Source organism: Pontibacter actiniarum (assembly GCF_003585765.1).
GTDB classification, from domain to species: Bacteria; Bacteroidota; Bacteroidia; order Cytophagales; family Hymenobacteraceae; genus Pontibacter; species Pontibacter actiniarum.
Map to the genome: position 1 here is coordinate 77301 of NZ_CP021236.1, position 20614 is coordinate 97914.

The window sequence follows — 20614 nt, forward strand, 5'->3', positions numbered from 1 at the left end:
TACGCTAGGAGACAGAAATTAAATTATAGCATAGATAAGATTCAACATAATGAAAGAAATAAAAGCATTTATAAAACCATCCAGGGTACAGAAGGTAGTGGAGGCGCTGCGGGAAAACGGGTTTGAGAGCGTTACCCTCTCTCAGGGAGAAGGCACCGGGGCCTACAGCCGCCAGGATGCCTTTCCTTCACTCGACTTTCGCTTCACGGACAGCAAAATCGTGAAACTGGAGCTTGTCTGCCAGAATGAGGAAGCGGCCAGGGCTGTGCAGTTAATTAGCGACAACGGCCGGTCGCCGGAACCAGGCGATGGCATCATCTACACGACTGAAATTGAAAGCGCTTACCGCATCAAGACGGGAGAATCGATAAAGCGCTTTGATTGAAAAACATATGGTTCGGTTGGTTGTAAACAGATAAAAGCAATGCCGGAAGATCTTGAAATTAGGCTGAAAAGCAGGGGCATCCGGCCTACGGCCATGCGCCTGCTGGTGCTGGAAAAACTCACTGAGCAGCAAACAGCCGTTAGTCTGAGTGAAATGGAAGCGGGTTTTGAGCAAGTGGACCGTGTCACGCTATACCGCACGCTCAAGACCTTTGAGGAGAAAGGGCTGGTACATCAGATTATTGACGGAGCGGGACTAACCAAGTATGCCTTGTGCCAGGAAGACTGCACTTGTGCGATGGAGGACCTGCATGTGCATTTTTACTGCAACTCCTGCAAAGAAACTTACTGCCTTCCAAAGGTTAAAGTGCCTGGTATACAGCTCCCGCACAGATTTCGGTTAGAGGAGATAAACATGGTGGTGAAAGGCATTTGTGACCAATGTGTCACTTAAGGGTGTAGCAGTCTTCTCCCCAGTTTAACAGATGTGGGCTTTACCAGGCATGTATAGGCAGAAATATATACCAGGAAGAGTTATTTCCAAGGGTGTTGTCTATCAAAATAGATATTAGGGTAAAATGAGCAGAAAACTGACTATTGTGTGGATAGGGGCGTGGATAGCTGTAGCTGCGTTGTCCTTATTTCCCCTAATACTTTCCATAGGTGGTGTTGAGGCGCAACATCAGGAAGTATCCTGGCTGGGCAAAGCTGCCTTGACACTTAAAGGCAGCTCCCCGTTTCAGAAATCAGAGCCGTATCTAATCTGGGTATTAATTGGACTGCTAATAGCAGCTTTTATATTAAGAGTGCTGATCGGCAATAAAAAGCTTCAGGCAATGAAGGAGCTTTATGTCACACACCAGATGGCTACCCTCCTCACGAAAGGTGAAAGCCAAATGGTAGCCTTACTGCCACGGCTGTTGGGGCCTGATAGACAGCAAAGCTCCTATTCAAGCCCTGAACAGGCGGTAGCCAAAATTATTGCCGGACTGATGAACACGCAAGGAGGGTACCTCTTTATTGGTGTGAACAAAGAAGGCACATGCAGTGGACTGGAAGAGGATTATCAGGAGTTGGGAAAGCCACATCAGAAACATTTTAATCAGTATCTCCTGAAGGCGGTGCAAGATATGCTAGACCCTAGCTGTTGTCTTTTATTAAAGGTTAACTTTTACACAATTAGTGGGAAAGATATATGCCGCGTTCAGGTGAAACGCTCTCCCTCGCCTGTTTACGTGCATGTGGGGGAGCGGGCGCATTTTTACATACGTGCAGAGAAGCGTATACTGGAACTGGATGTCAGGGAGGTGCTGGAGTATATTGAAAAGGTGTTTTATTGAGCCTCAAGTTGAATGAAAGTTTAGAGGCGTATGCAGGAAAGGGCCTGCACATATATATTACATAACCACAAAAGTGAACAGGCTCAATAAAATAAGCTGCACGAACTGTCCGCTTACAATTGACTTATAAAAGGTTGTGTTAATAACTAATCAATAAACTATGAAAAAGGAACGGAATAAAAGCAAGAATATAGAAGAGGACTTTAAGCCCCTGGAGATCACCTCGCCCCGAACAGCCGAAGCTTCTGGACCCAATGTAGGCACAGAGTGTTGCTCAGCAGACGGTAAAGCAAAGTTTGCAGGAGCCGATGAGCATGATCATGCCGAAGAAGAGGCAAAGTCCTCGTATGTTCCTACGGCTATTAGCCTTGTTTTACTGCTGGGGGGTATCCTCCTGGATTACCTCGATACGCCCTGGTTCACCGGCTCTGTGCGGTTCCTGAGCTACGCCATTGCTTATGTGCTGGTGGGCTGGCGTGTGGTTTGGCACGCCATCAAGAGCCTTCGCAGTAGCTTCTTTAACGAGTTCTTTTTGATGAGCATGGCCACGCTGGGTGCCTTCTACATCGGGGAGTATGCAGAGGGTGTAGCCGTGATGCTTTTCTATGTGATCGGGGAACACTTTCAGGAGGCGGCTGTGCTGCGCTCCCGCCGCTCCATCAAAGCGCTGATCGACAACAGGCCTGATGAGGTGGGGCTGGTGACGGACAATGGTATAGTGACGGTGAAGGCCAAAGAAGTGCAGGTAGGCGAGGTGGTGCAGGTGAAGGCTGGCGAGAGGGTGGCCCTGGACGGGGAGCTGCTCTCCGAGCGCTCCTCCTTCAATACCGCCGCGCTTACCGGAGAATCAAAGCCCGATACAAAAAAGAAAGGCGAGACAGTGTTGGCGGGTATGATCAACCTGGACCGGGTGATCGAGCTTCGGGTAACCTCTGCCTATGAGAACAGCGCCCTTTCAAAAATACTGAAGCTGGTAGAGGAAGCTGGCAGCCGCAAGGCCAAAACACAGCAGTTCATCACCCGGTTCGCCAAAGTGTACACGCCCATCGTCTTCTTCCTGGCTGTGGGCCTTGTGTTCATCCCGTACTTTTTCGTGGAGGCTTACGACTTTAATCAGTGGTTGTACCGGGCGCTAATCTTCCTGGTGATCTCCTGCCCCTGCGCACTGGTGATCTCCATTCCACTCGGCTATTTTGGCGGTATCGGGGCAGCCTCGCGCAACGGCCTGCTTTTTAAGGGCTCTAACTTCCTGGACCTGATGACCCAGGTGGACACGGTAGTCATGGACAAGACCGGCACCCTGACGGAGGGGGTGTTTCAGGTGCGGCAGGTGGAAACTTTTCTGGATGATAAGGGATGGTTTCTCTCAGCGGTTGCTGCGCTCGAGAGTAAATCCACGCACCCGATCGCGCAGGCCATCGTGGCCGAGGCCGGAGATACGTACAGGCAGCACACAGTTGGCCAGGTGGAGGAAATATCCGGACATGGGCTGAAAGGAAAGGTGGACGGCAAAGAGCTGCTAGTTGGAAATACCCGGTTGCTGGAGAGGTTTGGTGTTCTTTATGACCCAAGCCTGAAGGAGATCGTGGAAACGATCGTGGTTGTGGCTGTGGGTGGTACCTACGCCGGCTACATCACTATTGCCGATAAGGTAAAGGAAGATGCTCCGCTTGCCGTGAGCCGAATGCGGGAACTGGGCGTGAAAAAACTGGTGATGCTCTCGGGTGACAAGGACTCCATTGTGCAGAAGGTGGCTGGCGAGCTGAAACTGGACGAGGCACACGGCGGCCTGCTGCCGCAGGATAAGGTAAGCCAGGTGGAGAAGCTCAAAGCGGAAGGCCGCACGGTGGCATTCGTAGGAGACGGCATCAATGATGCGCCCGTAATCACGCTGGCCGATGTAGGCATGGCCATGGGAGGTTTAGGCTCAGATGCGGCTATTGAGACAGCAGACGTCGTGATCCAGACAGACCATCCTTCCAAAATCGCCACGGCCATCAATATCGGGAAGAAAACAAAGCAGATTGTGTGGCAGAACATCTCGCTGGCCTTTGGCGTGAAGGCGATTGTGCTGATACTCGGTGCCGGTGGCCTAGCCACGATGTGGGAGGCGGTATTTGCCGATGTGGGCGTTGCCTTCCTGGCTATACTTAATGCCGTGCGGATACAGCGGATGAAGTTTAAATAATTTCACAACAATTTTAATAATTCGCAACAATTACATCTCCTATATGGCTCTTGTGTTTTCATTGGAAGCTACTGGTAACTTTCTGTTTAAGCGCAGAGGGTGGCTACCTGTCCTGCTGTTTGCGCTAGTTTTGCCCGCTATGTACTTCACTCCCTATTCTACCTATGCCCCATCTACCCGCCTCCTGCTAAGCTGGGGAGGGATTATGCTCTCGCTTGTTGGATTTCTGATACGGGCCTACGTGATTGGCACGACCCCGCGGGGCACTTCCGGCAGAAACACCAAAGGGCAGGTGGCAGAGGAACTCAACCAGGCAGGCATGTATTCCATGGTACGGCACCCGCTTTACCTGGGCAACTACCTCATGTGGATCGGGATAGTCGTTTTTGCCGGAAACATTTGCTTTATATTGATAGCCAGCTTATTATTCTGGATTTATTAAAAGCGCATCATGTTTGCAGAAGAACGCTTCCTGGAGCGGAAGTTTGGGGCGACTTACCTGCACTGGGCGCAGAAGACACCCGCCTTTGTACCATCACTCAGGCTTTACCGGCCAACCGCTATCCCCTTCTCTGTCAAGTCGGTCTTAAGGCGGGAGTACCCGGGGGCGCTGAACGCTGTGATTGGCTTTGCTTATGTGGAGATGTGGCGGCAGTATTTCCTTACAGGCCGGTTTGGCCTGAGCCAAGGGAGCTACACGATTCTCCTCTTGGCAGCTGTACTGGCCTTTGCCTTAAGAACAGTAAAGCGCCATACAGCCTGGCTGGAAGAGAGCGGGCGCTCCTGAGTCCACCCAAATTCTGCCTCATTGCAGGCTGATAGGTAATTTGCAAGAAGGTATTCACGTAGGCTGTATAAAACGTATAAGATCAATGGAAAAGCTTAAAATAGAAATACCTCTCATTCTTCCTGAAGTGCCGGATGAAAAAGACCGCTGTGTGCGTGAGCTAATGGGCCGGCTACAGGGCCGGGAAGGCATAGAAAGCGTACATGTCTCCACCGGGCAGGAGGACGGCGTGCCGCAGCTCTGCTTTCACTACAATCCGGATGAGATCTCCATGGCCCGCATTGAGGCACTGGCTAGGCAAACGGGGGCTTCACTTACCGAAAAAGTTGGGCATGGCCTTATCGCCATAGATGGCATACGCCATGCCCGCCATGCCCGCCACCTGGAGCAAACTCTGCTGCAGGCCGATGGCGTGCTGCAGGCCTCGGTAGCCGCCTCGGGGATGGTGCGCCTGGAGTATGACAGGTCCAGAACCAATAAAGAAAAGATACTCTCAGTCATCCGGGAAGAAGGATTAAGGATTACGGATACTTCCCTGAGCGCAGCAGATTATGCAAGCCGCACTGGCGAACGACAGGACGGGGCCGTAGCGGAAGAGATGGAAAGATTAGAAGAAAAGCTGGAGCCAGATAATGAACACGGCCATGAGCACACACATGGACACGGCGGGATCCTTGGAAAAAATACAGAGCTCATCTTTTCTATCACCTGCGGCGCTCTGCTGGGCACTGGCTTCGGGTTGAGTTTTGTAGAGGGGGTGCCTGGCGGGGTAAGCCTAGCGCTCTATATCGGGGCCTACTTCTTCGGGGGGTTCTTCACGGCCAAGGAGGCGGTAGAGGAGATACTTAAAAAGAACTTCGAGATCGACTTCCTGATGCTGGTGGCGGCTATTGGGGCCGCTATTTTGGGAGAATGGGCCGAGGGGGCGTTGCTGCTTTTCCTCTTTAGTCTGGGACATGCCTTAGAGCATTATGCCATGAATAAGGCCCGCAAGTCTATTGCAGCGCTGGCGGAATTGGCACCCAAAACAGCATTGCTCAAAAAGAACGGTAAAACCGAGGAGGTGGGCATCGAAACACTGCGCCTCGGCGACGTGATCATGGTAAGGCCTAACAGCAAAATCTCGGCTGACGGTGTGGTCGTTAAAGGGCAGAGCAGCGTAAACCAAGCACCTATTACCGGAGAGAGTGTGCCGGTGGATAAGGAGCCGGTGGGTGATCCGGAGCAAACGTATAATGCGGAAAGCGAGATTAAGGATGAGAACCGCGTGTTCGCCGGCACTATCAATGGGAACAGCACCTTGGAGGTGAAAGTGATCAAGGAAGCCAGAGACTCCACCCTTTCGCGGCTGGTAAAACTGGTAAACGAGGCGCAGACCCAGAAATCGCCTACCCAGCGGTTTACGGATAAATTTGAGAGGTATTTCGTTCCCTCCGTGCTTATACTCGTTGTGCTGCTGCACTTCGCTTTCCTGGTGATTGACGAGCCATTCAGCGCCAGCTTTTACAGGGCCATGGCCGTGTTGGTGGCCGCCAGTCCCTGTGCCCTGGCCATTTCCACGCCAAGCGCCGTACTGAGCGGAGTGGCACGGGCTGCCCGTGGCGGTGTGCTCATCAAGGGCGGAAGGCCCCTAGAAGATTTGGGCGTACTGACCGCCCTGGCCTTTGACAAGACGGGAACATTGACAGAAGGCAAACCTAAACTCACCAATGTTATTCCCTGGAACAATGAGCCAGAAGATGGCCTGCTGAAAAAAGCCGTAGCTGTAGAGGCATTGAGTGACCACCCTTTGGCCAAAGCCATCGTCAGGGACGGGAAAGAAAGGCTGAAGGATATTCCTGTTCCTGATGCGGAACACCTAGAGGCTGTACTGGGGAAGGGCATCAAGGCCTCTCTGGCTGGTAACAAGGTGTATATAGGTAATCTGGAGCTTTTTGAGGAGTTGGATGCCACCAAGCCCTCACAGAAACTGGTTGGCAAAGTGCAGTTGCTGGAGGCAGAAGGCAACACCACCATGCTAGTACGTGAAAACGACCGTTACATCGGCATTATCTCCTTAATGGATACGCCGCGGGCAGCGGCTAGAGCGACCCTGGAAGAGCTGAAAAAGATTGGTATCAGGCGGATGATTATGCTGACCGGCGACAACCAGAAAGTGGCGGATGCGGTGGCCAAACAGATCGGCCTCACTGATGCATGGGGAAGCCTGTTGCCCGAAGAGAAAGTGGAGGCCATTAAGGAGCTTCGGCAACAGGAAAGTAAGGTGGCCATGGTAGGGGATGGGGTAAATGATGCCCCGGCTATGGCCAATAGCACCGTCGGCATAGCCATGGGAGCTGCGGGCTCGGATGTGGCCCTGGAAACGGCCGATATCGCCCTGATGTCGGACAAACTGGAGAACCTGCCCTTTGCCATCGGCTTGAGCCGCAAGTCCAAAAGTATCATTAAACAGAACCTATGGGTAAGCTTGGGTATCGTTGCAGTACTAATCCCTTCCACCATATTGGGGCTCGCCAACATCGGCGTAGCAGTATTAATACATGAGGGCTCTACTTTGCTGGTGGTGTTTAATGCGCTCAGGCTGCTGGCGTACAAGAAAAAATAGACAATGTTAATAACAAATAAAGTACCTCTTGGCTTGCTGCTCAGTAAGACGAAGTACGAGCTATTGGCTATCGTAGCTTACTCGGTTGCAATTGGAATTCTCGATCACCATTCATATCTGGAGGAAATATCCCTCCCGTTGACAATTCCGACATTACTGGGAACGGCTTTGTCCTTGTTACTGGCATTCAGGATCAATCAATCGTACGACCGGTGGTGGGAGGCAAGAACTGTGTGGGGAGCCATTGTCAACGATTCCCGCACACTCATAAGGCAGCTGCAAACCTTTGTGTCTCCCCAAGATAATATGGTCAACTCCTTTGCAAAGCGACAGGCAGCCTGGTGCTATGCTTTAGGAGAAGCCCTGAGAAAGCTTCCATTCTCTGATAAGGTAAAGCAGTATGCTGAAGGTTATGAAAATCATGCTAATATCCCAAATGCGCTACTATCAAAGCATTCTGAGGAAGTCAGAATGCTTTATCTGGATGGGCAGCTAAATCCATTTCAGCAGATTCAGATTGATAGCACCATTGCAAGGCTATGCGACTCCATGGGGAAATGTGAGCGTATCAAAAACACTGTTTTCCCCGGGAATTATAGTATGCTGCTACATTTTCTGATCTACATCTTTGCTACACTGCTGCCTCTTGGCCTTAGCGACTATTCTATTGCGATGGAAGTAGTGGTTACTACCCTCTTTGCGGGAGTATTCCTGCTTATAGAAAGAACGGCCATATTCATGCAAGACCCTTTCGAGAACATGCCCACGGATACACCTGTTACAGCGTTGGCAAACACGATTGAGATAAACCTGATGCAAATGGTCGCGTGCGAACCACCAAAGTTGGCACCTACTACAGCTTATTATCAACTCTGAAAATTTACCAACAGAACCGGTAGTAGTGATGGCATTAACTTGCAACTGGAAGAACCTATTTAAAGTATGTATCAGAGTAAAAATAAGGGGACTGTATCCTAAATGCCGCAATGAAGATGAAATCGACGTAGGCAATTTACAAACTGTATAGGTTGCTATCAGGGGCATCACCAAAGCTGAAATGAGTCTTCGAAAACTTTAAACAGGTTTAACAATACTTAGGCTTGCCTTAGTTGTAGAAATTTTACTTGTCGCTATTAATGAGAAGAGAATCGGTACCCCAGCCTCAGTCTTATTCTGTCTCGAACTATTTGCGAAAATGCTTAACGGTTATTTCAGCGGGTTGCGATTGAAGCGCCTTCACTCCCCCTTTCCTGCGGCTCTATCTTGGCTAAAATGATTTTGGACAAGTAACCACTTCCCCCGTCTTGCACGACATGCCATCCCATCTCTTCTAGGTTCTGCTTTATATAGCGGTTTAGGAAACCGTGTGCTACCAGAACCACTTTAGACGTTTCTTCAGTTGCACTGGCCAACTGCTGTGCTGCCTTCCGTGCCCGTTTTCGGGCATCAGCAAAGCTCTCGGCTCCTTGCCGGTCTATGCCCAGCATCCATTTAATACGGGCTGTGGTGGTCCAAAAATTAATGGGCATGCTCATGTTGGGGCTGTGCTTGCCCATAGCCGTTTCAAATTCCCGAAAATCGGGTGAAACAGTCATTTCCCTGTCTGCCCCGAAAATATAGTTTGCTGTTGCCTTGGCGCGATTAATAGAGCTGGCGAAGACAGCGATGTCATCCGGGTTCTCAACTTTTAAAAAGGGAGTATCCGGCACTACTATCCCCACGCTATCATAGTCCTGAACGAACTGCCTGGCCTGGTTATAAGAAAATTTACCTGTTTTCAGCAAGTCAGGCTCTCCATGGCGAACCAGCGCTATTTGCCGAAGGCTGCTGTTTGCAGGCAGCTCCACTTCCTCTTCCTCCAAGAAACGCAACTCCTGAGCTACCGGCACGCCATTTGCGACAACATAGGTAGCCGTAGCCCCGATCTCCTTATATTTATCTTCCAAATTTTCAATGGCTGGCTGGTGCCCGTGATTTCCTTTCGCGTGTACAGATATTGCTGAAAGTAACACTACAACTAAAGTAAAAATCAAGTTTGATATTCTTTTCATACTTTTTGGTAATTAAAATGCGGCAAATAATAAAACCATGCTTCGAGTCGAAAGAAGTTCCTGGATTTGAAGCTTGCTAACAGTCTACTGGGTTTTGTTTTAAGTTTTTTAGGGTAAATATGTTATCCGACTCAAACGTTCCACCTTACAAAGAAGAAGGAAGTTAAAGTCGTACTAACGTCGCTTTTAGCTTTATCCGTTCCATACACTAATTAGTGCAACTTTCCTGCCAGAAGTAGCCTAAGTAAACCAATGGGTGGCAGTACATTAAGGCTGATCAATGTCTACTACTTTAGCCTATAACTTATACCTCTGTGCCCTATGTTATGCCTGAAGATGATCTTCGCCTTTTTTGTCCATGCTGAGGCAAAGGGCTGCCTGCTCTATATCTAAATAGGAAGAAGAATAGGTTTTAGAGGGGCCGTCAATGTAAAGCAGTGTTTTATTTTTTATAGTCTTGATGATGGGTTGAGCAAGATCCAAAGGCAGAGCAGGGCAGCCCTGGCTACGCCCAAGGCGTCCGTTGACCTTGATCCCATCTGCGTTTGCATAAGCCGCCCCATGCACGACAATGTATCTTTGCAGGGCGTTGGTGTTGAACCCCGTGTCAAGCCCCTCTAATTTCAAAGAATTACCATTCTTCCCTTCATAAGTGCCTCGGGTAAGATAAAAGCCGAGGCTGCTCTGGTAGGAACCGGGTGTGTTCGAGAAAGTAGTGGCGAATTCGCCACCGCTGCCTTGGCCGTGGGCCACCCAGGTATTGTACAACACCTCGCGTGCTTCCATGTCAATGACCCAGAGGCGACGCTTTTTGCTGGACTGATTGAAATCGATAACTGTAACCAAAGGTTTTTCTTTAGATAGCAAGCCAGCAGACATCATATTGTGGTAACCCGTTACCGCTTCCCGAAATGTTTCGAGCGAAAGCCCCGATTGTGCTAAACCAGCTGCTTGGTAACTGCTCTCTACATATCGCTCAAAAGTCTGTAAAGGGAAGGCATCTGCTTTGTAAGTATTAGCAGGTACGTACCCTGCTATCTTGCTCACTTTAACTGGCTCTATTGTTGCTGCCTTAACTGGCTCTATTGTTGCTGCCTTAACTGAGGTCGGCTCACTGCCTTTGAGGATAAAGCTCATGCTAAAGTAAACAACAAAGGCAGCTAAAATAAAACTTACGGATCGGATGAAATATTTTCTTTGCATATGGTTCTTTAATAACAGAACAAGTAGAACTAATCTGTTTGTTCCATTTTACAGTTTCCTGAAAGGCAGTGTAGTATTTTCTAGCGTATATGTGCGCCTTTCATGTTTTTAACACAGGAGTAGGTTGGCGAATAAGGGTTGGCGGGAAGAGCAATGGTACTGGTTGTAGGATTCGAAGGCATAGCTATTGAGTTAGTAACGGTGTTTGCCGATGGAGCATTGCCTTTCTGCCTATCCAAAATGTCGTAAGAATCCAACGGATGAAGTTTGACTAAAATTTAAACTGTTCTTCGATGAAGGTATCTCTATTGGACCGAAGTAGATTATTTCTATGAAACTATCTTGAGTGATAGCTAGGGTGTTGGCAGTTATTACAAGGCAGTTCGGGCCGTGCCAAACTATTTATGTCAACGGAGGGTATGATGTCCTTAGTAATAATAAATAAGTGCTCAGTGTGGGAGGCGACAATGTGGCACACTTTGCGCACCATGGCGGAATGGGTTTAGTTAAACCAGGGCCTGACATAGAGAATGGCCTACTCTGGAGGGAAAAGAGCAAAAGGACAGAAACAACAAAGCGATAAATTATGAAATATGATGTAACTGTGATCGGGTCAGGCCCCGGGGGGTATGTGGCCGCTATCCGCTGTGCCCAGCTAGGAATGAAGACTGCCCTTATAGAGAAATACAGCGCGCTTGGCGGAACCTGCCTTAACGTTGGCTGTATACCCTCCAAAGCGCTTCTGGATAGCTCGGAGCGTTTCTATGATGCAAAGCACAAGTTTGGGATGCACGGCATTGGGCTGGATAACCTCCGGGTGGACTTTGGGGAGATGGTTGCCCATAAGGCCGACGTTGTGCAGAAGACAGTAGATGGAGTGGCCTACCTGATGAAAAAGAACAAGGTGGACGTTATTCAGGGGGTCGCCAGCTTCATAAACCCCAGCAGGTTGCAGGTAAAGGGGGAAGGTGCACCTGTGGAGGTGGACACGGCGAAAGTAATCATTGCCACCGGATCAAAGCCTTCTTCCCTGCCATTCATCCAACTAGACAAGAAGCGGGTGATTACCTCCACCGAGGCCCTTTCATTAAAGGAGATACCCAAGTCCCTAATTATTATAGGGGCAGGCGTCATCGGAGCAGAGCTCGGTTCTGTTTATGCAAGGTTAGGGTCAAAGGTAGATGTTGTGGAATTTGCTGATGCCGTCATCCCGAGCATGGACCGGACTATGGGAAAGGAGCTGCAGCGCGCGCTGTCCAAGACGGGCATTAAGTTCCACCTGCAGCACAAGGTCAGGTCGGTACTGGCAGACGCGGACAGGGTGTTGGTGCAGGCAGAGAACGCTACAGGAGGCCAGTTAGAACTGGAGGGGGACATTTGCCTGGTGGCCGTAGGTAGAAAACCCTACACCAGCGGCTTGAATCTGGAAGCAGCCGGGGTAGCGTTAGATAACAAAGAAAGGATTGTAGTGGACGGGAACCTGGAGACAACCGCAAAGGGAGTATATGCTATCGGAGATGTGATACCAGGCCCTATGCTGGCCCATAAGGCTTCAGAGGAGGGAGTCTTTGTAGCGGAGCTGTTGGCAGGGCAGAAGCCACAGCTTAATCCGCTGCTTATCCCAAACGTGGTCTACACCTGGCCGGAGGTAGCCAGTGTGGGCTACACCGAAGAGGAACTTAAGGCAGCAGGTAGGGCGTATAAGTCAGGTTCCTTCCCCTTCCGCGCCAACGCCAGGGCACGTATGAACAACGACCTGGAGGGTCTTATAAAAGTGATTGCTGACAAGGATACGGATGAAGTGCTGGGGGTTCATATGATAGGTCCTCGCGTAGGGGACATCATTGGGGAGGCCGTGACAGCCATGGCCTTCAGGGCGGCGGCAGAGGACATCGCCAGGCTCTCTCACGCGCACCCTACTTTTTATGAGTCTGTGAAAGAAGCCAGTTTGGCCGTGGATAACAGGGCGATGCACTCTTGAGCATGCACAGGATCTTAGGCAGCATGTGTTTCCTCCTGTGCCTGGAAGGAACGCGGCCCCAGTTGTAATGTGAACCTGTAAAGTACAAATCCAGTATAGAGGCTAAATCCTTTGCTAAGTCGCCATGAATGATTACCTACAGGTGCTACTATACGCGGCCATGCCTGCTCTCGGGAACTTTTTCGGAGGCGTGCTGGCAGAAGTATTTAAAGTGTCGGAGAAAACTCTGAGCCTGGCCTTGCATACAGCCGCAGGCATCGTGTTGGCTGTGATCGGCTTGGAATTGATGCCGCAAGCCCTGGAGGCAGAGCAACCCTTCATTCCGGTGCTGGCGTTTGTGGCCGGGAGCGTGTTCTTTGTCTTTCTGGACCAGGGCGTTGGCTACGTGCAGAGCAGGTTTGGCGGGGAAAGCAAAAAAGGCATGAGTGCGGCGATAGCCATCTACATCGGCGTGGCGATTGACCTGTTCAGCGACGGCATTATGATTGGCACGGGCTCCACGGTGGCCGCGAGCCTGGGACTGCTGCTGGCCATTGGGCAGGTTCCGGCAGACATTCCAGAAGGCTTCGCCACCATCGCCACCTTTAAATCAAAGGGGGTGAAGAGAGGGAAGCGCCTGCTGCTCTCCGCCTCTTTTGCCATTCCTATCTTCTTGGGGGCAACTGTGGGGTACTGGGGCGTAAAAGACAGCAAGGAAGTGGTAAAGTTGAGTCTTTTGGCTTTTGTGGCGGGCATCCTGCTGACGGTATCTATCGAAGAGATGCTAACAGAGGCCCATGACAGGCCGGACTCGAAGTGGGCAGCGTTCGCTCTGGCAGGAGGTTTTGCCTTGTTTACGTTACTTGCAGTTTATTTGGAAGAATAGCACTTAACAGGGGCGAATGTGGTGATTGAGATAGAGCTTAACATGCTGGCAAATGCGTGCTACCCTCTGGGCATAACAGGATGACGATTTGAAGAGGCAATGCTTTTCCCATAGTGTTTCTTCCTATTTTGAAATAGTTTCGGGGAATAAATTTCCTGATTAATATTTTTCTGTACGGGATTCTCCGACGAGAGCGCCAGTTAATTCATCAAATGCCCATGCCTCGCATAGGCTTATACATTCCAGCCCAGATTTCAGGAAGGTCTTTACAAGTTCCATTTAAGAAAGGGGCTTGTTTTCTGAAGTAGACCTAAGATGAGAATAGTTAGGATGCTGAGCAGCTGGAGACAGCCGAGAAGACCGCACCATAGTGGCTTGTTTCCTTTTAGCCAGAGCCAAACAAGTAGCCGCTCCCGACTTCACATAGTACTTTAAGGAAAAATACTGAGCGATTTTAGAACAGGCACAGATGTGTATGTATTTAGAATTTAATATTTGGGTTTTTATTCAACAAATATAAATAACGATCAGTCATGCTTTGGCCTTGATACGTATAGGAGAAGAGCAAACAAAATAGCCAAGTGTATGAATGAGCAAAACAATAAAAGAGATCAGCTGAAATCAAATAAAGAGACACATGCAGGTGAAGAGACGCACGCAGACAGCCATACCCCGAGTACAGGTGACAAACCACATGTTGTGGCGGGCGGAAGGAGCCAGAACGTGGAGTCTATTGAGGATATGAAGGAGGATATAAATGCAGGGGAAGACGAGGGGAACGGAAAAAAATAATTTGCAGAATTGCTCGCCAGCGACTTAGTAACCGTCCACTCTATTGGCTGTGCATGTGCTTAAGAGCAGTTGCCGAGAATGGTTAAGGCAGCGTATACATATAAAGCTTAAGTATAAATTTTTCAGATAGTACCAGTAAAAGCTGCCGCACAAGTAAGAACCTGTCTGAGCCTAACGCTGCACTGCAAAATGGAATTTTGTTCGCCTAAGCCTAACTGATCTTCCTGCCGTTATATAAAGCCTTCCGGTCTCCCTTTAAGGCATGTAGCACGATCAGGGGAGCAGCCACAGGATATGCCGTTTCTTAGATTAATTGGGGCTGCATCCGCGACAATACATTTATTTGTAATTTAAGCTCGGGCACAGTATACACCACCCGACTCTGAAGGAGGTCTTATGCGAAAATCAGATCACTGACGCACCCATGCCATGGCCTCCTCCCTTTGCTGCAGGTCAAAGTACTTAACCTCTGCGCTCGTGAAAGGCTTCATTAGCTTTGTGATCCAATTTTCCCAATTCCTGTCACCGACGATTGCGATTCTGTTGAAATTGTTTGTGTGCTGAATATCAAATTTAAGGTCCTCCCACAGCCCCCCAGGCTCCCAGCCTTCCACATTATCCATCTCCCAGTAAAGACTGATTTTCCCGAAACGGTCGATCTTCTCCTCCATTGACGGAACGATTAGGGTATAGTCTTCTTTATCCAGTGAGCCTGTAAACTTCAAGGCCACCAAGTCGGATTTACCTGTTTCTATAGCTTGTACCATAACGCAGTTTGCTCTTGGACCTGTACGTATACACTGCTTCGTGTGTTCCCGTGAGTCTGCACTTAACATATTGAAAGCGCACCCCGTACAACCTTATCTGTACAATGAAAGATGAGTTTATGGCACATGGACATGCTGTATCTGCAAGTAGCCAAAACAAAGGACGGCTCAAGCTGGTACTGACCTTTACTTTGCTTTATATGATCGCCGAGGTGGTTGGAGGCCTTTTAACAGGTAGCCTTGCCTTGCTTGCTGACGCCGGTCACATGCTAACCGACGTAGGGGGACTGGCTTTTGCCCTCATTGCCATTATGTTGGCCGAACGGCCGGCTTCTCCTGAGCGCACCTACGGGTATTATCGCGCAGAGATTCTGGCTGCGCTGGCTAATGCGGTGATACTCATCGGTATCTCTCTTTACATTTTGTATGAAGCATACCAGCGCTTTCTGGACCCACCCGAGGTGGAAAGCAAAGCTATGTTGCTTGTGGCAACCATTGGCTTGGTGGTAAATCTGGCAGGCATGTATATCCTGCGCAAGGGGTCTCAGGAGAGCCTGAACATGAAGGGGGCTTACTTCGAAGTGCTCTCAGACATGCTCACTTCTGTGGGGGTTATTATAGCGGGTGTCATCATGTGGACGACCGGCTGGTACTATGCTGACCCCATTCTATCAGCTGGTATAGGGCTTTTTATTCTGCCCCGCACGTGGGTGTTGCTAAAAGAGGCCGTGGGAGTATTGCTGGAAGGTACCCCTTCAGACGTGAACATAGAGGAGCTGCGCAAAAGCATTGCGGCATTGGAGGGAGTTGAGGAAGTGCATGACTTGCATGTGTGGTCTCTGACATCAGGTGTCAATGCCATGAGTGCCCATGTCGTTGTGGCCACTGACAACAGTGCCTTAAATAATGAGATGCTTAAAAGAATAAGCCAAGACGTCACTTCCAGGTTCAAAATCTCGCACACGACAGTTCAGCTGGAGAGCAGAGGGTATGAGGAAAATGAGACACACCTGTAGTATAGTGGTGTGTGAGCGAATTATTTATAAGTAAAACGGAAAGCTTTAGATAAAAAGCATACATGAAGGAAACAGAAACCATCGGGATTATAGGGCTGGGCAGAATGGGAGGGAACCTTGCCCTGCAGGCCCTGGAGAAAGGCTACAGAGTAGTTGGATACGATAAAGCGGGCGCAACCAACGAGCTGATCGCCGCTGGCCTGAAGAACTGTCTCTCCCTGCAGGAGCTGCGGGAGAACCTGCCTGCAAACTGTGTGATCTTCATCTATGTCATCGCCGGCCCTATTGTGGAGGACATCCTAGCGGAAACCACCAAGGTGCTGCAGCCGGGTGATACAGTTGTGGACGGTGGAAACTCCTACTGGGGCGACTCCCTGAGAAGGCACCAATGGCTAAAAGCACAGGGTTTCAACTTCATAGACTGCGGCACGAGCGGCGGAGTGGAGGGCGCTCGCAACGGGGCCTGCTTTATGGTCGGAGGTGAGCAGGAGGTGGTAGCTCTCTTTGAGCCCCTGTTCAAGAGCCTTGCTGTACCCGGGGGGCTATGTCCATGCAGGCCCTCCGGGCGCCGGCCACTTCACAAAGCTGGTGCACAACGGGATTGAGTTCGGGATGCTGCAGGCGATTGGGGAAGGTGTGGACCTGCTTGCCAGCTACCGTGAGCAACTAAACCTGCCCGGTATCATAGAGGCATGGAATCATGGCTCTGTCATCCGGTCCTGGCTGATAGAGCTGCTCGGGAAAATCTACCACGAGCGGGGGGGCTTTGAGAACGTGCCGGGTTATGTGGAGGATACCGGGGAGGTCAATTGGCTGGTAAACGATGCCATGCACATGGAGGTGCCCGTGCCCGTCATTTCGCAGGCGGTTATGCAACTGATTGCCTCCCGCGAAAAAGACAAGGTATGGGCCAAGGCCATTGCCATGATGCGGAACGGCTTTGGCGGTCACCCGTTCGGGCCGAACGAGTACATTGCCTCCTACCGCTCCACCAGCAGGTTAGGCGGGTATCCCAGCATACCGGAACCGCCCTCTGGAATGTAAGCTGCGTCAAGCTTTAAACTCATCTGTCATGTACTGTTAACGATACAACTGAATGCAATACCAGCCTATTGAGAACTACGGCGTGATCGGTGACCTTAACACGGTTGCCCTCGTCGGACTGAACGGGTCTATCGACTTCCTCTGCTTCCCTAACTTTGACTCGCCTTCTGTTTTTGCCGCCCTGCTCGACAGTGAGAAAGGCGGTGCGTTCCGAATTTGCCCTACTGATGGCGAGGTGAGGAACAAGCAGGTGTACCTCCCGGAGACGAACGTGCTCCTAACCCGCTTTCTCTCGGATGAGGGCGTGGCGGAGGTCACGGACTTCATGCCCGTGGATCCTTTGTACCCTGGCCATGTACTCATAAGGCGCGTCAGTGGCGTGACAGGGTGCATGAAGTTCAGAATGGAGTGCGCGCCGCGCTTTAACTACGGCAGGAGCGCCCATCGGCTGGAGCAGAACGACCGGGAGCTTATCTTTCGCAGCGAGGGTCCGGATGGTGTTGTGCTCCGGCTGGTCAGCTCAGTTCCCCTTGAGGTGCGTGCGGACGACGGCTGCGCAGAGTTCACGCTGAACCTAAATGAGCATGTGGATTTTACACTGGAACTGCTAACCGATCCGAATACCCCGCTGGATGATCTCTCCGAATTTGTGGAGGAAAGACTGTTTGAGACGGTAAACTTCTGGAAGGATTGGGTGGCGCAGTGCTCCTATAGTGGGCGTTGGGTGGAGACAGTTCACCGGTCAGCCCTGGTGCTGAAGCTGATGACCTCCTGCAAGTACGGCTCTATGGTCGCGGCCCCTACCTTCAGCCTTCCGGAAGAGCTGGGAGGCTCGCGCAACTGGGACTACCGCTTTACCTGGATCCGCGATGCCTCCTTCACTGTCTATTCCCTCCTGCGCATGGGGTACACCAAGGAAGCAGAAAGCTTTGTAAACTGGGTGGAGCGGCAGTGCCATGACATAGGCAACGCCGGCGCCCTCGGATTGATGTACACCCTGGACGGCAGACAAGAGCTGCAGGAGACAATCCTTCCGAACCTGGAGGGATACAAGGGCTCCAGCCCAGTGAGAATAGGGAACGCAGCTTATGCGCAGGTACAGCTGGACATTTACGGCGAACTACTGGATTCGGTGTACCTGTTCGATAAGTACGGGGAGCGCATCTCCTACCACTTTTGGCAGGACCTTTCGCGCCAGGTAGAGTGGGTGTGCGACAATTGGCACAGGGAGGACGAGGGCATATGGGAGGTGCGCGGCGGGAAGCGGGAGTTCCTCTACTCCAGGCTCATGTGCTGGGTCGCCATCGACAGGGGCATGAAAATCGGCCGCAGGCACTCCTACCCCTTTCCTAAAAGGTGGAAGAAGGAGCGGAACAGGATTTTTTTCTCCATCCACACAGACTTCTGGAGCGAAGAGTTGCAGACCTTTGTCCAGTTTAAGGGGGCAAAGACGGTGGATGCGGCCACCCTATTGATGCCTTTGGTGAGGTTCATCAGTCCCAAGGACCCTCGCTGGCTCTCCACCCTCGACAGGATCGAGAAAGAGCTCGTCTCGGACTTTCTGGTTTACCGCTACCGGCCTAATGAGGAGGTAGAGGGGCTCTCGGGGGGCGAGGGAACTTTCTCCATGTGCACGTTCTGGTATGTGGAGTGCCTGGCCCGCGCGGGGCAGCTGCACAAGGCGCGGCATTACTTTGAGAAAATGTTGGGCTATGGCAACCATCTGGGCCTTTACGCCGAGCAGCTTAGCCTGAAGGGGGAGCACCTGGGCAACTTCCCGCAGGCTTTCACCCACTTAGGGCTCATCTCTGCCGCTCTGTCTCTTAATGAGCAGCTAAACGATGAGCGGAATAATACCTCTGCCTGAACAGGCAGAGTCGGGAAAGTAAAAAATATAACAGGAAGATACCATGAAAGCACTGTCCCTAACACCTCATTCCTGGCAGCTGGATTTAATCGATGTGCCTGAGCCCAGGATAGTTTTCCCTAATCAGGTTAAACTAAGCGTACTGGAGGTGGGTATCTGCGGCACAGACAGGGAGCAGGTCGTGCAGAAGAACGTGGAAGAGCCTGCCGGGCCCCAAGGGCTGGTGATAGGGCATGAGATGCTGGGGCAGGTGGTGGAGATAGGCACAGAGGTAAGAAGCGTTCGCGTAGGGGACCTGGCCGTGGTAACAGTCAGGAGGGGTTGCGGGCTGTGCAAGCCCTGCAGGAATAACCGCAGCGACATGTGCTACACGGGTCTCTATAAGGAAAGGGGAATCAAAGGCCTGAATGGCTATGAGACGGAGTACGTGGTGGAGGAGGAGCTTTACGTGGTGAAGGTTCCGGAAAGTATAAGGGAGCTGGGCGTGCTGACGGAGCCGATGTCTGTGGCAGAAAAGGCAATCGACGAGGCGCAGAATGTGCAAGCGGCGCGCCTGCCAGAGGTCGCCGGGGAAGGGTGGCTTGCGGGGAAAAAAACGCTGGTGGCCGGTCTTGGTCCCATCGGCTTGCTTGCAGCGGTAGCCCTAAGACTTCGTGGCGCCGAGGTGATCGGAATGGACATCGTAGACGAGACTACGAAGAGGCCTTTGATACTGAAGGAACTGGGAGGCCAGTATTTAGATGGCCGAAAGGTGAGTGCCTTGGAGATAGATGAACGGTACGGACAGGTTGACTTTATCTTTGAGGCCACGGGTATAGCCAAGCTTGGCTTTGAGCTGATCGACGCGCTGGGAGTCAACGGAATATATGTGATGACAGGCATTCCGCACGGCGACCGCCCCGTCTGCATACTTGGAGCAGAGCTCATAAAACAGATGGTTCTGAAGAACCAAATTATCCTTGGGAGCGTGAACGCGGGAATACAGCATTTTGAGCTGGCCATTGAGGACCTGCAGCGGGCCAAGCAGCGGTGGGGGAACCTGACTACAAATATTATTACTACCCGTGTCAGTTATCAGCAGTTCAGCAGTGCCCTCAATTTCAGGTCTGTGGATGACATTAAGACGGTGATAGAGTGGAACGGCACGGACTAAAAGAAATGGTGGTCCCTGCTACCAGTAAGCTGAAACCTATGCGTAAAAAAGGTTGAGCGTCACCGGAATATTCATTAGCACATTCACATGTCAGAAGACCGTTGCTTAGGCTCTTCTGTTAGCTTTCCTGTCCGCCTCCCTCTTTGGTCCAGCTTGTGAATTCGCTTTGACTTATTTGTCTGTTCTGGTCTTTGTCCACCACTTCAAATAGACCTTCCCTGAACTCTTCCTCAGAAACTTGGCTGTCGCCGTTCAGGTCCCACTCACCGAACTTTTCCACTGTGGAAACCTTGTACCCGCCCAGATAATTATTTACCCCGGCCCTCCACTCGTCTTCGCTCAAAGAACGGTCTCCGTCTTGGTTCCACCTCTCAAAGTACTTCTCTTCGGCAACCGCGTTGTAGAACTCTTTATCATCTAAAAAGTCGTTCTTGTCCTTATTGTAGGCCTTATATAACTCTTTTCCTTCGCCGCCTTGGTTACAGGCAGAAAGACCTAAACTAAAAAGGCTTATCAGTATCCAAAAAGGCAAGCCATATAACTCTTTTTTCATAGCATGAGAGGTTTTATG

Annotated in this window: 20 protein-coding genes; 16 read left to right on the forward strand and 4 right to left on the reverse strand. The window is 50.8% G+C overall.

The annotated features are described in order from the left end of the window. The first annotated feature begins 49 nt into the window (after positions 1 to 49). The 8 genes from CA264_RS21115 (at position 50) to CA264_RS21150 (ending at position 8180) form a co-directional block, all read left to right on the forward strand. Positions 50 to 385 (forward strand): P-II family nitrogen regulator, encoded by a 336-nt coding sequence (locus CA264_RS21115; RefSeq protein WP_025603794.1) that lies wholly within the window; start codon positions 50 to 52, stop codon positions 383 to 385. Between the two features lie 39 nt (positions 386 to 424). Then, entirely contained in the window at positions 425 to 838 is a 414-nt protein-coding gene (locus tag CA264_RS21120; protein WP_025603795.1) for a Fur family transcriptional regulator, read from the forward strand. A gap of 124 nt (positions 839 to 962) precedes the next feature. Then, positions 963 to 1724 (forward strand): AlbA family DNA-binding domain-containing protein, encoded by a 762-nt coding sequence (locus tag CA264_RS21125; protein WP_025603796.1) that lies wholly within the window; start codon positions 963 to 965, stop codon positions 1722 to 1724. Between the two features lie 160 nt (positions 1725 to 1884). Next, entirely contained in the window at positions 1885 to 3912 is a 2028-nt protein-coding gene (locus CA264_RS21130) for a heavy metal translocating P-type ATPase (protein WP_025603797.1), read from the forward strand. Between the two features lie 43 nt (positions 3913 to 3955). Next, a complete protein-coding gene (locus tag CA264_RS21135; RefSeq protein WP_025603798.1) occupies positions 3956 to 4354 on the forward strand; it encodes a methyltransferase family protein in 399 nt (132 codons plus the stop codon). Between the two features lie 9 nt (positions 4355 to 4363). Then, positions 4364 to 4699: a hypothetical protein gene (locus tag CA264_RS21140; RefSeq protein WP_025603799.1), complete on the forward strand. Its 336-nt coding sequence runs from the start codon at positions 4364 to 4366 to the stop codon at positions 4697 to 4699. An 85-nt stretch (positions 4700 to 4784) separates the two neighbouring features. Beyond that, positions 4785 to 7304 (forward strand): heavy metal translocating P-type ATPase, encoded by a 2520-nt coding sequence (locus tag CA264_RS21145; protein ID WP_025603800.1) that lies wholly within the window; start codon positions 4785 to 4787, stop codon positions 7302 to 7304. Positions 7305 to 7307: 3 nt separating this feature from the next. Further along, positions 7308 to 8180 (forward strand): bestrophin family protein, encoded by an 873-nt coding sequence (locus CA264_RS21150; RefSeq protein ID WP_025603801.1) that lies wholly within the window; start codon positions 7308 to 7310, stop codon positions 8178 to 8180. Positions 8181 to 8515: 335 nt separating this feature from the next. Here CA264_RS21150 and CA264_RS21155 read toward each other — a convergent pair whose 3' ends face one another. Then, positions 8516 to 9355: a histidine phosphatase family protein gene (locus CA264_RS21155; protein ID WP_025603802.1), complete on the reverse strand. Its 840-nt coding sequence runs from the start codon at positions 9353 to 9355 to the stop codon at positions 8516 to 8518. A 324-nt stretch (positions 9356 to 9679) separates the two neighbouring features. Further along, the gene (locus tag CA264_RS21160) at positions 9680 to 10558 is read right to left on the reverse strand and encodes a murein L,D-transpeptidase catalytic domain family protein (RefSeq protein ID WP_084196112.1); all 879 of its coding nucleotides are present in this window, start codon (positions 10556 to 10558) and stop codon (positions 9680 to 9682) included. Positions 10559 to 11144: 586 nt separating this feature from the next. Between CA264_RS21160 and lpdA the strand changes: the two genes are divergently transcribed. The 3 genes from lpdA to CA264_RS21175 all read left to right on the forward strand — a co-directional run bounded on the left by lpdA (position 11145) and on the right by CA264_RS21175 (position 14196). After that, entirely contained in the window at positions 11145 to 12539 is a 1395-nt protein-coding gene (gene lpdA, locus CA264_RS21165; RefSeq protein ID WP_025603804.1) for a dihydrolipoyl dehydrogenase, read from the forward strand. Positions 12540 to 12663: 124 nt separating this feature from the next. Continuing rightward, complete coding sequence (locus tag CA264_RS21170; RefSeq protein WP_025603805.1) at positions 12664 to 13404, forward strand: ZIP family metal transporter; 741 nt, start codon at positions 12664 to 12666, stop codon at positions 13402 to 13404. Between the two features lie 585 nt (positions 13405 to 13989). Next, positions 13990 to 14196 carry a hypothetical protein gene (locus tag CA264_RS21175; RefSeq protein WP_025603806.1) on the forward strand — a complete coding sequence of 69 codons (207 nt, stop codon included), beginning with the start codon at positions 13990 to 13992 and terminating at the stop codon, positions 14194 to 14196. 410 nt (positions 14197 to 14606) lie between these two features. On the opposite strand, the gene CA264_RS21180 is transcribed toward CA264_RS21175, so the two are convergent. Beyond that, complete coding sequence (locus tag CA264_RS21180; protein ID WP_025603807.1) at positions 14607 to 14963, reverse strand: SpoIIAA family protein; 357 nt, start codon at positions 14961 to 14963, stop codon at positions 14607 to 14609. 104 nt (positions 14964 to 15067) lie between these two features. Between CA264_RS21180 and CA264_RS21185 the strand changes: the two genes are divergently transcribed. From CA264_RS21185 to CA264_RS21200, 5 genes are all read left to right on the forward strand, one after another. Then, entirely contained in the window at positions 15068 to 15979 is a 912-nt protein-coding gene (locus tag CA264_RS21185) for a cation diffusion facilitator family transporter (RefSeq protein WP_237151225.1), read from the forward strand. Between the two features lie 62 nt (positions 15980 to 16041). Then, the gene (locus CA264_RS22280) at positions 16042 to 16584 is read left to right on the forward strand and encodes an NAD(P)-binding domain-containing protein (protein ID WP_211233370.1); all 543 of its coding nucleotides are present in this window, start codon (positions 16042 to 16044) and stop codon (positions 16582 to 16584) included. Then, positions 16568 to 17023 carry a hypothetical protein gene (locus CA264_RS22285; protein WP_211233371.1) on the forward strand — a complete coding sequence of 152 codons (456 nt, stop codon included), beginning with the start codon at positions 16568 to 16570 and terminating at the stop codon, positions 17021 to 17023. The genes CA264_RS22280 and CA264_RS22285 overlap by 17 nt, the downstream gene beginning before the upstream one ends. Positions 17024 to 17075: 52 nt before the next feature. Further along, entirely contained in the window at positions 17076 to 18890 is a 1815-nt protein-coding gene (locus tag CA264_RS21195; RefSeq protein ID WP_025603809.1) for a glycoside hydrolase family 15 protein, read from the forward strand. A 43-nt stretch (positions 18891 to 18933) separates the two neighbouring features. Continuing rightward, positions 18934 to 20043, forward strand: coding sequence for a glucose 1-dehydrogenase (locus CA264_RS21200; RefSeq protein ID WP_025603810.1), 1110 nt, complete (start codon positions 18934 to 18936; stop codon positions 20041 to 20043). 118 nt (positions 20044 to 20161) lie between these two features. On the opposite strand, the gene CA264_RS21205 is transcribed toward CA264_RS21200, so the two are convergent. Then, positions 20162 to 20596, reverse strand: coding sequence for an EF-hand domain-containing protein (locus tag CA264_RS21205; protein WP_025603811.1), 435 nt, complete (start codon positions 20594 to 20596; stop codon positions 20162 to 20164). Positions 20597 to 20614 lie beyond the last annotated feature (18 nt).

Coding starts and splice junctions, on each gene's coding strand:
- CA264_RS21115 (WP_025603794.1), top strand. CDS start 50: ATGAAAGAAATAAAAGCATTTATAAAACCATCCAGGGTACAGAAGGTA.
- CA264_RS21120 (WP_025603795.1), top strand. CDS start 425: ATGCCGGAAGATCTTGAAATTAGGCTGAAAAGCAGGGGCATCCGGCCT.
- CA264_RS21125 (WP_025603796.1), top strand. CDS start 963: ATGAGCAGAAAACTGACTATTGTGTGGATAGGGGCGTGGATAGCTGTA.
- CA264_RS21130 (WP_025603797.1), top strand. CDS start 1,885: ATGAAAAAGGAACGGAATAAAAGCAAGAATATAGAAGAGGACTTTAAG.
- CA264_RS21135 (WP_025603798.1), top strand. CDS start 3,956: ATGGCTCTTGTGTTTTCATTGGAAGCTACTGGTAACTTTCTGTTTAAG.
- CA264_RS21140 (WP_025603799.1), top strand. CDS start 4,364: ATGTTTGCAGAAGAACGCTTCCTGGAGCGGAAGTTTGGGGCGACTTAC.
- CA264_RS21145 (WP_025603800.1), top strand. CDS start 4,785: ATGGAAAAGCTTAAAATAGAAATACCTCTCATTCTTCCTGAAGTGCCG.
- CA264_RS21150 (WP_025603801.1), top strand. CDS start 7,308: ATGTTAATAACAAATAAAGTACCTCTTGGCTTGCTGCTCAGTAAGACG.
- CA264_RS21155 (WP_025603802.1), bottom strand. CDS start 9,355: ATGAAAAGAATATCAAACTTGATTTTTACTTTAGTTGTAGTGTTACTT.
- CA264_RS21160 (WP_084196112.1), bottom strand. CDS start 10,558: ATGCAAAGAAAATATTTCATCCGATCCGTAAGTTTTATTTTAGCTGCC.
- lpdA (WP_025603804.1), top strand. CDS start 11,145: ATGAAATATGATGTAACTGTGATCGGGTCAGGCCCCGGGGGGTATGTG.
- CA264_RS21170 (WP_025603805.1), top strand. CDS start 12,664: ATGAATGATTACCTACAGGTGCTACTATACGCGGCCATGCCTGCTCTC.
- CA264_RS21175 (WP_025603806.1), top strand. CDS start 13,990: ATGAATGAGCAAAACAATAAAAGAGATCAGCTGAAATCAAATAAAGAG.
- CA264_RS21180 (WP_025603807.1), bottom strand. CDS start 14,963: ATGGTACAAGCTATAGAAACAGGTAAATCCGACTTGGTGGCCTTGAAG.
- CA264_RS21185 (WP_237151225.1), top strand. CDS start 15,068: ATGAAAGATGAGTTTATGGCACATGGACATGCTGTATCTGCAAGTAGC.
- CA264_RS22280 (WP_211233370.1), top strand. CDS start 16,042: ATGAAGGAAACAGAAACCATCGGGATTATAGGGCTGGGCAGAATGGGA.
- CA264_RS21195 (WP_025603809.1), top strand. CDS start 17,076: ATGCAATACCAGCCTATTGAGAACTACGGCGTGATCGGTGACCTTAAC.
- CA264_RS21200 (WP_025603810.1), top strand. CDS start 18,934: ATGAAAGCACTGTCCCTAACACCTCATTCCTGGCAGCTGGATTTAATC.
- CA264_RS21205 (WP_025603811.1), bottom strand. CDS start 20,596: ATGAAAAAAGAGTTATATGGCTTGCCTTTTTGGATACTGATAAGCCTT.